Here is a 13,630-nt window from a genome sequence, read left to right on the forward strand (position 1 = left end):
GGAACACCCACCGCGCGTGAGGTAGGTCGCATCGTCCCGGCAGGGGATTTCGCGTCAGCGAATCTCGTTCACGGCCAACGACGTTCGAGACGCCATGCCGAGGGGTCGTCGAGGTTCCCCTCGGCGGTTCGCACGAAAACAAGACGGTCGTGAAGGCGCGAGTGGCGACCCGCCCAGAACTCGATCTCATCGCAGTCGATGCGGTAGCCGCCCCAGAAGTCGGGCAACGGAACGTCGTCGGGGCTGCCGGTGTCGGGGTAGCGCGCAGCCATCTCGGCGTTCGCCGCTTCGAGCTCGGCGCGTGAGTCGAGCGGGCGCGACTGCTTCGAGACCCACGCACCGACGCGCGAACCCCACGGGCGTGAGTCGAAGTATGTGCGCACGACGTCACGCGGCAGCTCCCGAGCTGTGCCGGTGAACCGGATCGCGCGGAACATCATGGGCCACGTCAGCGCGCCCGCCACCTGAGGGTTGGCCGCAAGATCGGATGCCTTCGCCGACTCGAGATTCGTGTAGAAACCGGGTCCGTCGGTCTCGAGGTAGCGCATGAGCACCGTCCGCACGTGGGGTGCGCCCTGAGCGTTCGCCGTCGCGATGCTGATGGCCTCAGGCTCCGGCACGTCACCCGAAGCGTCCTGGCGGCGGCGCGCGTCGCCCACCCATTGCCGCACGAGGTCGTAGGGCGCCGGGGGCACCTGCGACTCGTCGAGACCTTCACCGTCGTAGTCGATTCGCACCTCAGTCATGCCCCCATCTTGCACCCGCACACCTAGACTGCTCCGAGTGAGTGCCGAGACCTCTGCCGCGGAAACCGTCGTCATCCCCGATTCGCTCAAGCCGAGCGACGGACGTTTCGGTTCCGGCCCGAGCAAGATCCGCCCGGAAGCCCTCCAGGCCCTCGCTTCGCGCTGGGCGCCCGTCATGGGAACCAGCCATCGTCAGGCACCGGTGAAGAACCTCGTAGCCGACGTGCAGGCGGGCCTCACCGAGCTCTACTCCCTGCCCGAGTGCTACGAGGTCGTCATGGGCGTCGGAGGCTCGAACGCGTTCTGGGACGTCGCGACGTTCTCCCTCATCGAGAAGCGTCAGCAGAACCTCGTCTTCGGCGAGTTCACCGCCAAGTTCGCCACTGCTGCGGCGGCACCCTTCCTCGAGGCTCCGCATGTCATCGAGGCACCTGCGGGCAGTGTCGCTTCCCCCGTCGCAACGGCCGGAATCGACACCTACGCCTGGGCGCACAACGAGACCTCGACCGGCGCGATGGCACCCGTGCAGCGCCCCGACGGCATCGCCGAGGACGCACTCGTCGTCATCGATGCGACGTCGGCGGCCGGAGGCCTGCCCGTCGATCTCACCGAGACCGACGTCTACTACTTCGCGCCCCAGAAGTCGTTCGCGAGCGACGGCGGCCTGTGGTTCGCCTTCATGTCCCCCGCTGCGCTCGAACGCGTCGCGCGCATCAAGGCGAGCGGACGTTGGATTCCTCCGTTCCTCGACCTCGACACCGCGGTGACGAACAGTCGCGCCCACCAGACGTACAACACGCCGGCCCTCGCGACGTACGCGCTCATGAAGGAGCAGCTCGACTGGCTCCTCGCAGGCGGCGGCATGGACTTCGCAGTGGGCCGTACGACCGCGTCGTCGCAGGCGCTCTACACCTGGGCCGACGCGCACGAACTGGCCTCCCCGTTCGTCAGCGAAGCCCAGCACCGCTCACTCGTTATCGGCACGATCGATTTCGCCGACACGGTGGACGCCGCCAAGCTGGCCGCGACGCTGCGCGCCAACGGCATTGTCGACGTCGAGCCCTACCGCAAGTTGGGCCGCAACCAGCTGCGCATCGGCATGTACCCGGCCGTCGACCCCTCGGACGTCGAGGCCCTGACGCGTTGCATCGACCACGTCATCGAACGTCTCTGACGTCACTGCTCAAGCGGGCGGGCCGAGCCCGCGCCGCTAGCATTTCCCAGGCTGCATTCCCAGGAAGGACGCTCATGCCCTCGGCCGCGAACCTCACTCGCGCCGTCGCCGAACACCGTTCCGCGACCGTCGAACTCGCCGACCACGCCATTCACCTCGATCTGACGGGGGCGCCGGATTCGACACAGTCGACCTTCACGTCGACCTCGACGATCACGCTCGTCTCGAGCGAGTCGAGTGTCGAGATCGACCTCGTCGCGGTAGGGGAACCGCAGGTCGAACTTGACGGTGAGCGCGCCCGAGCGACGTACGCGGACTCGCGCGTGCGCGTCGAAGGGCTCACGCCGGGGCGCGAACACACCGTTACGATCACCGCGCAGTGCGTGTACGGCCACACGGGTGAGGGCCTGCACCGCTACCACGACCCCGAGGACGGCGAGACCTACCTCTACACGCACTTCGAGCCGACTGACGCCCGCCGGGTCTTCGCGTGCTTCGACCAGCCCGACCTCAAGGCTCCGTTCCGCATCAGCGTGAGCGCACCGACAGGGTGGCTCGTGCGTTCCAACGCCGAAGCCGAGCACAGCGCGAGCGAGGGCGCCGTCACGACGACCGACTTCGCCCCGACTTTGCCGATCTCGACGTACATCGTGTGCGTCATCGCCGGCCCGTACCACCTCGTCGAGGACGAGTGGGTGAGTGACGACGGCCGCCGCGTGCCGCTGTCGCTCATGTGCCGCCCCGCGATGGCGTCACGTCTGCCGAGCGCCGACCTGCTGCGCTGGACGAAGGCCGGGTTGCCCTGGTGCGAGGAGCGGTTCGGCCGTGAGTACCCATGGGGCAAGTACGAGCAGATCTTCGTGCCCGAGTACAACATCGGCGCCATGGAGAACCCCGGCCTCGTGACGTTCAACGAGCGCTACCTCAAGCGCGGCGACGCCACCCGCAGCGAGCGCGAGGCACTCGCCAACACGCTTCTGCACGAGATGGCGCACATGTGGTTCGGCGACCTCGTCACGATGCCGTGGTGGGACGACCTGTGGCTCAAGGAGTCCTTCGCCGACTTCATCGGCACCCAGGCGAGCGAAGAGGTCACCGAGTTCGCCGACGCCTGGGTGACCTTCGGGCTCGGCCGCAAGATGTGGGCCTACTCCGCCGACCAACTGCCGACGACGCACCCGATCGTCGCGGACATCCCCGACGTCGAGGCCGCGCGGGCCAACTTCGACGGCATCACCTACGCCAAGGGCGCCTCCGTGCTGCGTCAGCTCGTTGCCTACGTCGGCGAGGACGCCTTCTACGCAGGAGTCTCGGCGTACTTCGCGGACCACGCGTTCGCCAACGCCTCGCTCACCGACTTCCTCACCGCCCTGTCGACCGCGAGCGGACGTGACATGAGCGCGTGGGCCGAGGCGTGGTTGCGCACGGCCGGCCCGGACACCCTCTCGGTGGACGGTGGCGAGCTCGTGCGCGAAAGCCTCGACTGGAGCGCCGACGAACCGCCCGCCGCCCCGGCGGCACGCCCGCACCGCCTCCAGGTGACGTCGTTCTCCGTCACGGACGAGGGCTGGACGCCCCTCGATTCGGAGTGGATCGACGTCACCGACGCACGCACTCCCCTGCCCAACACGGGCGCCGTCACGCTCGTCGACGACCACGACTGGACGTACGCGCGCATCGTGCCCGACGCCGCCACGTTCGACGCGTTGACGGGTCATCTCGCGGCGCTCGAGCCGACGAACTCGCGTGCCGTCGCGTGGGGTCAGCTGTGGCACGCGTGCCGCGACGCGCACCTTCCGACGCAGACGTTCTGCCGGACGGTGCTCGGGCACATCCCGGCAGAGCGCTCCCCCGCCGTCGTCGACGGCGTGTGCCTCAAGTACGTCACGGCCGTCACGGCGTATCTCCCCACCTCGATGCGCACTGAGTGGGGCGACGCGCTGTGGCGTGTCGCGCGGGATGCCTACACCTCGGCCCTCGACGGTGACCTGTACGACGCCTTCGCACAACCGACCGCACGCCTCGATCTCGCGCTGGCGTGGCGACGCGTCCTCACGTGGGCTGCCGGCATCGCTCCCGCGGCGCAGCACGAAGTGAGGGCAATGCTCGACGGCCCCGACGGTCTCTTCCACCCCGACGCCGACGAGCGCTGGGCCTTGCTCGTCTCGCGCGCGGCGCACGCCGGCGAGCACGAGGTCGACGAGGTGCGGGCCGAATTGGATCGCGAACTCGAGCGCGATACGACGAAACGCGGCATCGCACAGGCCATTGCCGTGCGCGCCGCGCTGGCGACACCACAGGCGAAGCTCACCGCATGGGAGCGCACCGATGACGAGTCACTGACGAACGAGGAGGTGGCTGCCCTCGTCGCCGGCCTCACGCACCCTGCGTCGGTGCTCTGCGCTCAGAGCGTCGACCTGCAGGCGCGTTACCTCGATTCGCTGGAGCGGTGGTGGAACGGACGCAGCCAGGTCATCGCCTCGAAACTCGCCCGTGGGCTGTTCGGTGTCGTCACCGATGCCGGGGCCGCTCAGGCCTGGCTCGACGGGCGCGTCGAGGCCCCGGGAGCGTTGCGCCGCATCGTCGTCGAGGAGGTCGACCAGCTACGCCGCGCCGAGCGTGCCCGCGAGAACGCGAGCGCCGCGGCCTCCGTCTGAGTCAGAGGCTCGCGAGCTGGGCGAGGATCGGCACGAGCACGAAAGCCGCGAGCGCGACGAGAACGATGAGGCGACGGGTCTTCGGGGTCATGCCGCCGATTCTCTCACTGCGGGTTCGCGCACCGCGGCGTCGCCGCTCTGGCCGGCCGAGACGCTGGCCAGAGCGCTGACGCGCTCGTCGTCGGTGTTGTCGAGGTCGCGCTCGCTGCGGTGCAGCCGCGGACGCATCGCCATGACATCACGCGAGTCGTAGTGGCGGGCGTGCATGAGCGCCACCCCGGCGACCAGCGTTGCAAGGCCGACGGCGATGCTGCCGACGAGGATGGTCCAGCGGGCGCCGAACGTGTTGCCGATCCAGCCGATGAGCGGAGCGCCAACCGGTGTGCCGCCCATGAGGATCGCCATGTAGAGCGCCATGACGCGACCTCGCAGCGCCGGTGCGACGCTCAGCTGAACGGTGGCGTTCGCCGTCGTCAGCGCCGTGAGCGACGCGAGGCCGACGGGCACGAGGAAGATGCCGAAGAGCCAGACGTTCGGAGCGATCGCGGCGAGCGCCGAGAACACCGTGAAGGACACGAGCGCGAGCATGAGGAGCCGCAGCGACGGCGCCTTGCGGCGTGCGGCGAGCAGAGCGGCTGCGAGCGAGCCGACAGCCATGACCGACGAGATGACGCCGTAGGCGCGGGCGTCGGCGTGGAAGACCGTCGTCGCCATGAGGGCCGTCGTGATCTGGAAGTTCATACCGAACGTGCCGAGCACGAAGACGAGCCCCATGATGAGCTGCAGGTCGCGCCGTCCCTGGACGTAGACGAGCCCCTCGCGCACTCCCCCACGGCCCTTGCGCCGGGGCGCCGGACGTAGTTCGCGGGGGTTCATCGCGGCGAGTGCCACGAGAACGGCGACGAACGACAGCGTGTTGACGACCATCGACCAGCCCGCGCCGATGCTCGCGATGAGCAGGCCGGCGACGCCGGGGCCGATGAGGCGCGCAGCGTTGAACGAGGCCGAGTTGAGACCGACGGCGTTCGTCAGGCGGCTCTCGGGAACCATCTCGGAGACGAATGCCTGACGCGTCGGGTTGTCGAGCGCGGTCGCGATGCCCTGGGCGAAGGCGATGGCCATGACGGCGCCGAGGCTCGCGGTGTCGGTGAGCAGCAGAACGGCGAGCAGCGCCGAGGTGAGCGCGAGCGCGCTCTGGCTGAGCATGAGCAGGCGACGCTTCGGGTAGGCGTCGGCGAACGCTCCGGCGAGCGGGGCGAGGAGGACGACGGGCGCGAACTGCAGCGCAGTGACGAGGCCGAGGGCAGCGGCGTCGTGGTCGGTCAGCTCGGTGAGAACGACCCAGTCCTGGGCGACGCGTCCGACCCAGGTGCCGACGTTCGACACGAGTGCGCCGGCGGCGTACAGACGGTAGTTACGGATGGACAACGAGGCGAATGTGGGGCTCGTGGTACCTCCTCGGCTCGCGGGACGGGCGGGCGATCACGTCCGTCAACGCCGGAATGCCGCGGAATATTCCGTACCTATGCTTTGGTGACGCGCGTCTCGCCCTCGGGGTCGAAACCGTCGTCGTCGCCGTCGTCGTCCCTGTCGTCCTGAGGCCCGTCGACGAGGGTGATGTCGTCGTCGAGATCGTCGTCGCCCAACTGGTCGTAGGGCGGGTCGGTGTCGACCGGCTCATCGGCCGCCCGAGCATCGAGCGACTCAGTGGTCGGCGACCCTGCGTCGGACGGTTCATCGCGACCCGGCGTCGTCGGCAGCGCAGCCCCGCGCCTTCCCTCTGGGCTCACGTCTCCCCCGCGCAGCCCGAACGCGACCAGAACGAGCGCCGCGAGTTCCCGGGTGACGGTGCGATCGCCCTCCTGCCACGCGGCAGCGGGGTCCGGATCGAGCGATGCGAGGACGCTGGGACGCAGCGTCGTCAGGCCTTCGAGCGCGAGGAGACGTTCACCGCCCGGCATCGCGCGCAGGCGCGCGACGCGCCCGGCCCGCAGGGCGTAGCGAAGGCGGGTGAAGCACCACGGAATGAGTGCAAACAGGATGGGCACGAGCGCCGTCAGGAGTCCGAGCGTCAACGAGAGCCTGCCGAGACCGTCGGCGAGGTCGTGGCCCGACGCGGAGAGGCTGCGCCCCGTCGTCGCCGCGTTGTCGAAGGGGGTGCGCACCTCCTGGCCGACGAACGGGATCTTCGCGACGGCGCTCGCAGCGTCGTTCATGTTCTGAGCGAGCGAACCGCTGCCGGTTTCCAGCTTCGTCGCGCCGTCCTCGGCCACGAGCACGCGGCCGTGCACGATGACGCCCGCCCACACGGCGAGCAGACACCACAGCGCGAGCAGCGCGTCCGCAACGAGCTGACGCGTCCGCCGAGCCGAATCGTCGGCGTAGAACCGCAGGCTCATGACACCTCCCCCTTCGTTCGTCCTGTCCCCATCCTAGGAATGCCTTGCACCGCAGAAGGTCGCGTTCAGCACGCAAACCCATCCAGCAGACATCCAGAAAACTTCCAGACTCGACGATCAGAATGGTCGGTATGAGCACACCCGAGGCACGCATCCTCATCGTCGAGGACGACACCAACATCCGCGACCTTCTCGCCACGAGCATGAAGTTCGCCGGTTTCGACGTCGCGGTTGCCGGCAGCGGTAGCGAAGGCCTCGGGCTCGCCGCCACGCAGGATTTCGACCTCGCCGTGCTCGACGTCATGTTGCCCGACATGGACGGCTTCACCGTGACGAAACAGCTGCGTGACGGCGGCCGTGAGCTGCCGATCGTGTTCCTCACCGCCCGTGACTCGGTCGACGACACGGTCAAGGGCCTCACCGTCGGCGGTGACGACTACATCACCAAGCCGTTCAGCCTCGAGGAGGTCGTCGCCCGCATCCGCGCCGTGCTGCGTCGCACGAAGGCCGACGACGCCGATGGCCCCACGGTGCGCGTCGCCGACCTCGAACTCGACGACGACAGCCACGAGGTGCGCCGCGCCGGACGCGTCATCGACGTCTCCCCCACCGAGTTCAAGCTGTTGCGCTACCTCATGCTCAACGCGGGCCGCGTCGTGAGCAAGAGCCAGATCCTCGACCACGTGTGGGACTACGACTTCCGCGGCGAGGCGGGCATCGTCGAGTCGTACATCTCCTACCTGCGCCGCAAGATCGACGCCGACTTCTCCGAGCCGCTCATCCACACCAAGCGCGGCGTCGGGTACGTGCTGCGCGAACCGCGCTGAACGAGGCCACGCTCTGCCCTCCCAGTCGCCGCGTCCGACGCCGTCGACGCTCTCAACTCCCGGCCGCACGGCCCGCGAGCAGTACGCCAGGTTGCGGGGCGGCATTCACCGCTGGCCTCTTCGTGCACGCATCATCGCGGTACTCGCAAGCCTGCTCGGTGCTGCGATGTTCGTCGTCGGCACGGCCGGCTCCTGGCAGCTCGAGACCTACCTCGTGCAGCGAGAGGACGCCGACCTCCAGGCCGCCGCGCCGACCCTCGTCTCCTCGACGATCCAGCAGGAATCCGAAGAGCCGTACATGACGCGCGCGGTGCCGCTCAACGTCTACGCGGCACGCATCGTCGATTCCCGGCGCACCCACGACTACGTTCCGGCCACCGGCCCGCGCCCCGATTTCCCCGTCGTCTCGGCCCGAACGGCCCGCACGTCGGAAGGCACGCCGCAAACGATCGGCTCCCAGGGCTCGTCGACGACGAAGTGGCGCATGGTGCAAGGCATCGACGAGGCCTCGGGCCGCCCCTATGCGGTCGCCGTCAGCCTGTCGAACGTGCGCACGGTCGTACGCCGCATGCAGATCATGACAATCGCCGTCAGCTCCCTCGCACTGCTCATCGCGACGGGCGCAGGCCTGTGGGCCGTGCGCCGCGCGTTGCGCCCGTTGCGCGACATCGAGGACACGGCCGCGGCCATCGCCGCCGGTGACCTCACGCGCCGCGTGCCCGACCCGGAAACGACCGACGAGGTGGAGAGCCTCGCGCACTCCCTCAACGTCATGCTGAGCCAGATCGAGCGCTCGATGGCCGTCAAGGATCGCAGTGAGGAGAGCATGCGTCGCTTCGTCGCAGATGCCTCCCACGAGCTGCGCACTCCCCTCGCGACCGTCCGCGGTTACGCGGAGTTGTACCGCGTCGGCGCCGTCACCGACCCGGCCGACGTGTCCGCCGGATTCGGGCGCATCGAGAACGAAGCCAAGCGGATGAGCGCCATGGTCGACGACCTGCTCCTGCTCTCGCGCCTCGAGACCGAACAGCGCGCCGCGACGGTCGGTTCCGACTCGGCCGCGACCGCACGCCCCGTCTCCGACGTGGACCTCACCGTCATCGCCGCGGACGCCGTCGCCGACGCAGAGGCCCGCGTCACCTCACAGCGCTTCCGAGTGCGCGGCATCGACGGACCGCTCGGGCCCGTCACGGTGCGCGGAGACGAGCAGCGCCTGCGGCAGGTCGTGACGAACCTCGTGACGAACGCCGAGCGCTACACGCCCGAGGGCACCGAGGTCGACGTCCGCGTCGGGTACCTGCCCGGCCCGGACGGACGGCGCGATGCCGTGCTCCAAGTGGTCGACCACGGCCCCGGCATCCCCGAGTCGATGCGCGAGCGCGTGTTCGACCGCTTCTACCGCGCCGACCCGGCCCGCAGCCGCACCCAGGGCAGCACCGGCCTCGGCCTGTCCATCGTGGCCGCCATCGCAGCGGCCCACCACGGCACCGCGTCGGTCGACGAAACTCCTGGCGGCGGAGCCACGTTCACTCTCCGTCTGCCCTCCGGCCGCACAGCGGATCCACAGACAGACCAGGCCCGCTCAACCGATGCGCACCCACCGCCCACGACCCACTAACCTCGGTTCGAAGAAGGACCACGCGACAGCAGGAGTCTCGACATGACCGACCACCCGAACGCCACGCCAGACCGCCCGGACGGCGGGATGCGGCGCCCGCTGCCCGGTCAGCATCAGGCTCCTGCCACCGGCGCTTCCGACTCGGGCCGTCCCGGCCAGGGTGACACCTCGACTCCCTCGGGAGGCTCGCGCCCCGTCGACGCCACGCAGGAGATCCGTCCCGAACCGGCACGTCCGTACGGCCCCGGTGACCACCCGAACACCCAGGGCACGGCCGGACACACCGTGCCGCAGCCACGCCAGCAGCCGGCGCAGGCTCCGAACCCCCAACAGCAAGCGCCCTGGGGCGCTCCGGCCGGCGGGTACGCCGCGATGAACGCCCACCCCGGCGGTCCGGCTGCGCAGGGCCCCGCGGCCTCGGCGTTCTCGACGACCGACCAGGAGAAGGCGAAGAGCCGCAAGGGCCTGTTTGCTGCGGTCGGCGCCACCGCCGTCCTCGCAGCGGCGCTCGCCTCCGCAGGCACCTACGGCGTCGTGAAGGCAGGCGACGACGGCACCGGCTACACGAACGGTAACTCCACCGTCATCAAGGCCGACCCGAAGGACTTCGCCGACGCTGGCACCGTCAACTGGTCGGCGACGGCGGCCAAGGTGAACCCGAGCGTCGTCTCGATCTCGGTCCGTTCCGGCGACAACGGCGGGCAGGGCTCGGGCGTCATCCTCGACAAGCAGGGCAACATCGTCACGAACAACCACGTCGTCGCGGGCGGCGACCGCGGGGACGACGCCGAGGTGCAGGTGACGCTGCACAACAACCGCACCTACAAGGCCGACATCGTGGGCACCGACCCGTCCACCGACCTCGCCGTCATCCGTATCAAGGACGTGCCGTCGCTCACCCCGGTGGAGATCGGCGACGACAAGAAGCTCGTCGTCGGCCAGCCCGTCATGGCCGTCGGTAACCCCCTCGGCCTCGCGGGCACCGTGACGACGGGCATCGTCTCCGCGATGAACCGTCCTGTGACGACGAGCGGCGGAAACTCCGGGGGGTCGTCGACGTCGAACGACACCGTCGTGACGAACGCGATCCAGACCTCGGCCGCCATCAACCCGGGCAACTCCGGTGGCGCGCTCGTCGACGGCAGCGGCCGTCTCATCGGCATCAACTCCTCGATCGCGTCGTTGAGTTCCGGCGGCGGCTCCGGTCAGAGCGGCAACATCGGCATCGGCTTCGCCATCCCGATGAGCGTCGTGAAGAACATCTCCGACCAGCTCATCGACAAGGGCGAGGCCGAGCACGCACTGCTCGGCATCTCCACTCAGCCCACAGAGGTGAGCAACGGAAAGGCCACGCTCACCGCGGCGGAGGTCTCGTCCGTGAGCAAGGGCAGCGGCGCCGAAAAGGCCGGCCTGCGTGAGAACGACGCCATCATCGAGCTCGACGGTCAGCCCATCACGTCGGCGAACGCGCTCGTCGCGCAGGTGCGCTCACGCACGGTGGGCAGCACGGTGAAACTGACGATCATCCGCGACGGCAAGCAGCAGAACGTCCAGGTCACGCTCGGAGCCCAGCCCGCCAAGAAGTGACCTGAGGACGCGTCAGTTCGCAGGGCCCATCCCGGCAACATCGGGGTGGGCCGTGCGCGTCGACAGCGGCACCGAGCAGTGCGGCCGAGCCCGCTATTGTTGGCTCTCCCCCATCGCTCGCGACCCGAGGTGAGTCACCCATGCCCGCACCCACGTCGGACGCCGTCCTCACCCACGAACGCGAACACCTCGCCCGGGCGCGCGCCAACCTCGCCCGGATGCGGGAGGCGACACTGGCCCTGGATGCGTCGAAGGCGAGCGACGCCGTCAGCGGTGAGGCCCTCGGCGCGACGCTTGCCCGGCGCGTGGCGGCCCTGACCGACGACCCGTCGACAACCCTCTTCTTCGGTCGCATCGACTACACCGACCCGACGCAGGCCGCCGCCCACGAGGAACAGCTCTACGTCGGGCGCCGACACGTCTCCGACGAGGACGGCGACCCGCTCGTCATCGACTGGCGCGCACCGGTTTCGACGGTGTTCTACCGGGCCTCGCCCGCCGAGCCCATGGGCGTCAGCCTGCGGCGACGATTCGGCGTCGAGCGCGGCGAACTGACCGCCTACGAGGACGAGCACCTCAGCCACCCCGACGAAGGCGACGGCGTCGACGGCGACCTGCGCAGCGCGATCCTCGCCGAAGAGATCGAGCGACCGCGCTCCGGCCCGATGCGCGACATCGTCTCGACCATCCAGCCCGAGCAGGACGCTCTCGTGCGCGCGGACGTGACGACCACCGTCTGCATCCAGGGAGCGCCCGGCACCGGTAAGACCGCCGTCGGTCTGCACCGCGCCGCGTGGTTGCTCTACACCTTCCGGGCACGGCTCGATCGCGCCGGCGTCCTCGTCGTCGGCCCGAACGCGGCGTTCCTCGACCACATCTCCGCCGTGCTCCCGTCGCTCGGCGAGGCGCGGGTACGCCACGCGACGATCGCGACCCTCCTCTCGGGCGACGCCGACCCCGAAACCCCGAAGGAACGCCGCTGGGTCGTGCGTGGCACCGATGACGTGGCTGTCGCCGTGCTCAAGGGGGACGCGCGCTGGGCGCCCGTGATCCACCGTGCCGTCTGGGCACACGTCGGCGAACCGACCGAAGCGCTCGTCGTGCCGCGCGGCTCCCGTCGGTGGCGCGTGGCCGCCTACGAAGTGGCGGAGATCGTCGACGAACTGCGCACGCGGGGTGTGCGTTACGAAGCGGCCCGCGCGATGTTGGCGCAGCGGCTGGCGCACGCCGTCATGGTGAAGCTCGAAGCGTCGGGCGACTCGCCGGACGACCGGGTGCAGGACGCCATCGCGCGCAGCGCCCCGGTGAAGGCGTACGTCAAGGCGCTGTGGCCCAAGATCGACGCGGCCGGCGTCGTCCATCGGCTCCTGTCCGACGCCGACTTCCTCAGCGAGTGCGCGCGCGAGGACCTCGACGCCGACGAGCAGGCTCTCGCCCCGTGGGCGAAGCCGCCGCGGGCCAAGGGCTCGGCGCGGTGGAGCGTCGCGGACCTCGGGCTGCTCGACGAAGCCGCGGACGCGATCGAGCGCACGACGAGCCTCGGGCACGTCATCGTCGACGAGGCCCAGGACCTCTCGGCCATGCAGTTGCGCGCCGTCGGCCGTCGCTGCTCGACGGGTTCGGCAACCGTGCTCGGCGACATCGCGCAGGCGACGACGCCGTGGGCGCCCGGCTCGTGGGACGCCTCGATGGGTCACCTCGGCAAGCCCGAGTTCCACCTCGAGGAACTGCGTCAGGGATTCCGTGTGCCGGCGGCCGTCATCGAGTACGCAGCGCTCCTCCTGCCGACGATCGCGACGGGGCTCGCAGCGCCGGAGTCGGTGCGTTCCAACCGTGGACGCCTCGAGCACCTCAAGGTCGACGGCGCGCAGGCCCTCCCCGCAGGAACGCTGGACGCGATCCGCAGCGCGGCCAACGAGCCGGGATCGGTTGGCGTCATCGCCGTCGGATCGACGCTCGACGCACTCGAATCAGCGCTGCGTGACGCAGGGCTGGCCTACGGACGACTGGGCAGCGATCACGGCGATGCTGAGGATCACCAGATCGAACTCGTGCCCTCCGACGTGGCGAAGGGCCTCGAGTTCGACCGCGTTGTCGTGGTGGAGCCGGCCGACATCGTGGCTGCCGAAGCCGACGAGCTGACGGGGCTACGGCGCCTCTACGTCGTCCTGACGCGTGCCGTCAGCGCCCTGACGATCGTGCACGCCCAAGGGCTGCCGCCGCAGCTCAGTTCGAGCGCGGCGCCCGCAGGTGAGCCCGCTCGGCCAGTTCTTCGTCGCTGACGGGAACGAGCAGGTCGGCGCCCGGCGGCAGCACTGCCGTGACGGTGAAGACGGTCTCGGCGTCGTCGAGGTTGTTCGCGTCCTGGTAGTGGATGAGGTCGCCGCCCGGCTCCCAGAACGCCTGCCCCGCGCGGATGATGCGCTCGGGTTCACCCTCGATCTCGAAGCGCATCTCACCGGAGATGAGGTAGCCGAAGACGGGGCCGGGGTGGCGGTGCGGCGGGCTGCCCGCGCTGCCGGGCGGGAGCGTGACGAGCACCGTCGTCACGTCTGCGGGGCCGGGCACGTGTTCGACGTTCGCTTGGGACAGAACATCGATCCTGGGGTCGGTGTCGCTCAC

10 protein-coding genes are annotated in these 13,630 nt (G+C 69.7%); 6 read left to right on the plus strand and 4 right to left on the minus strand.

Features of this window, described 5'->3' with window-relative positions:
- Positions 1–68: 68 nt before the first annotated feature.
- Positions 69–746, minus strand: a complete 678-nt coding sequence (gene pdxH / locus AA983_RS10780) for a pyridoxamine 5'-phosphate oxidase (RefSeq protein WP_047312295.1) — start codon at positions 744–746, stop codon at positions 69–71.
- Between the two features lie 37 nt (positions 747–783).
- On the opposite strand from pdxH, the gene serC reads away from it, so the two are divergent.
- Both serC and pepN read left to right on the plus strand, forming a co-directional pair.
- Positions 784–1,920, plus strand: coding sequence for a phosphoserine transaminase (gene serC, locus AA983_RS10785; RefSeq protein WP_231579587.1), 1,137 nt, complete (start codon positions 784–786; stop codon positions 1,918–1,920).
- Between the two features lie 74 nt (positions 1,921–1,994).
- Positions 1,995–4,577 carry an aminopeptidase N gene (gene pepN, locus AA983_RS10790; protein ID WP_047312297.1) on the plus strand — a complete coding sequence of 861 codons (2,583 nt, stop codon included), beginning with the start codon at positions 1,995–1,997 and terminating at the stop codon, positions 4,575–4,577.
- An 87-nt stretch (positions 4,578–4,664) separates the two neighbouring features.
- Here pepN and AA983_RS10795 read toward each other — a convergent pair whose 3' ends face one another.
- Together AA983_RS10795 and AA983_RS10800 are read right to left on the minus strand one after the other, a co-directional pair.
- Entirely contained in the window at positions 4,665–6,005 is a 1,341-nt protein-coding gene (locus AA983_RS10795) for an MFS transporter (RefSeq protein ID WP_082128864.1), read from the minus strand.
- Between the two features lie 95 nt (positions 6,006–6,100).
- The gene (locus AA983_RS10800; RefSeq protein WP_052947072.1) at positions 6,101–6,976 is read right to left on the minus strand and encodes a hypothetical protein; all 876 of its coding nucleotides are present in this window, start codon (positions 6,974–6,976) and stop codon (positions 6,101–6,103) included.
- Positions 6,977–7,107: 131 nt separating this feature from the next.
- Here AA983_RS10800 and AA983_RS10805 point away from each other — a divergent pair, with 131 nt between their 5' ends.
- The 4 genes from AA983_RS10805 to AA983_RS10820 all read left to right on the plus strand — a co-directional run bounded on the left by AA983_RS10805 (position 7,108) and on the right by AA983_RS10820 (position 13,290).
- Positions 7,108–7,803, plus strand: coding sequence for a response regulator transcription factor (locus AA983_RS10805; protein ID WP_047312580.1), 696 nt, complete (start codon positions 7,108–7,110; stop codon positions 7,801–7,803).
- A 166-nt stretch (positions 7,804–7,969) separates the two neighbouring features.
- Positions 7,970–9,421 carry a cell wall metabolism sensor histidine kinase WalK gene (locus AA983_RS10810; RefSeq protein ID WP_156170360.1) on the plus strand — a complete coding sequence of 484 codons (1,452 nt, stop codon included), beginning with the start codon at positions 7,970–7,972 and terminating at the stop codon, positions 9,419–9,421.
- Positions 9,422–9,463: 42 nt separating this feature from the next.
- Positions 9,464–11,008 (plus strand): S1C family serine protease, encoded by a 1,545-nt coding sequence (locus AA983_RS10815; RefSeq protein WP_231579588.1) that lies wholly within the window; start codon positions 9,464–9,466, stop codon positions 11,006–11,008.
- A gap of 140 nt (positions 11,009–11,148) precedes the next feature.
- Positions 11,149–13,290 (plus strand): AAA family ATPase, encoded by a 2,142-nt coding sequence (locus tag AA983_RS10820; RefSeq protein WP_047312299.1) that lies wholly within the window; start codon positions 11,149–11,151, stop codon positions 13,288–13,290.
- Here AA983_RS10820 and AA983_RS10825 read toward each other — a convergent pair.
- The gene (locus AA983_RS10825) at positions 13,235–13,630 is read right to left on the minus strand and encodes a cupin domain-containing protein (protein WP_052947073.1); all 396 of its coding nucleotides are present in this window, start codon (positions 13,628–13,630) and stop codon (positions 13,235–13,237) included. The two genes, AA983_RS10820 and AA983_RS10825, sit on opposite strands and share 56 nt — an antisense overlap.

This window comes from Dermacoccus sp. PE3 (genome assembly GCF_001021715.1).
In the GTDB taxonomy this organism is placed as follows: domain Bacteria; phylum Actinomycetota; class Actinomycetes; order Actinomycetales; family Dermatophilaceae; genus Dermacoccus; species Dermacoccus abyssi.

Excerpts from the sequence above, each read along its gene's own strand:
- pdxH (WP_047312295.1), bottom strand. The coding sequence starts at position 746 with ATGACTGAGGTGCGAATCGACTACGACGGTGAAGGTCTCGACGAGTCG.
- pepN (WP_047312297.1), top strand. The coding sequence starts at position 1,995 with ATGCCCTCGGCCGCGAACCTCACTCGCGCCGTCGCCGAACACCGTTCC.
- AA983_RS10800 (WP_052947072.1), bottom strand. The coding sequence starts at position 6,976 with ATGAGCCTGCGGTTCTACGCCGACGATTCGGCTCGGCGGACGCGTCAG.
- AA983_RS10805 (WP_047312580.1), top strand. The coding sequence starts at position 7,108 with ATGAGCACACCCGAGGCACGCATCCTCATCGTCGAGGACGACACCAAC.
- AA983_RS10810 (WP_156170360.1), top strand. The coding sequence starts at position 7,970 with ATGTTCGTCGTCGGCACGGCCGGCTCCTGGCAGCTCGAGACCTACCTC.
- AA983_RS10815 (WP_231579588.1), top strand. The coding sequence starts at position 9,464 with ATGACCGACCACCCGAACGCCACGCCAGACCGCCCGGACGGCGGGATG.
- AA983_RS10820 (WP_047312299.1), top strand. The coding sequence starts at position 11,149 with ATGCCCGCACCCACGTCGGACGCCGTCCTCACCCACGAACGCGAACAC.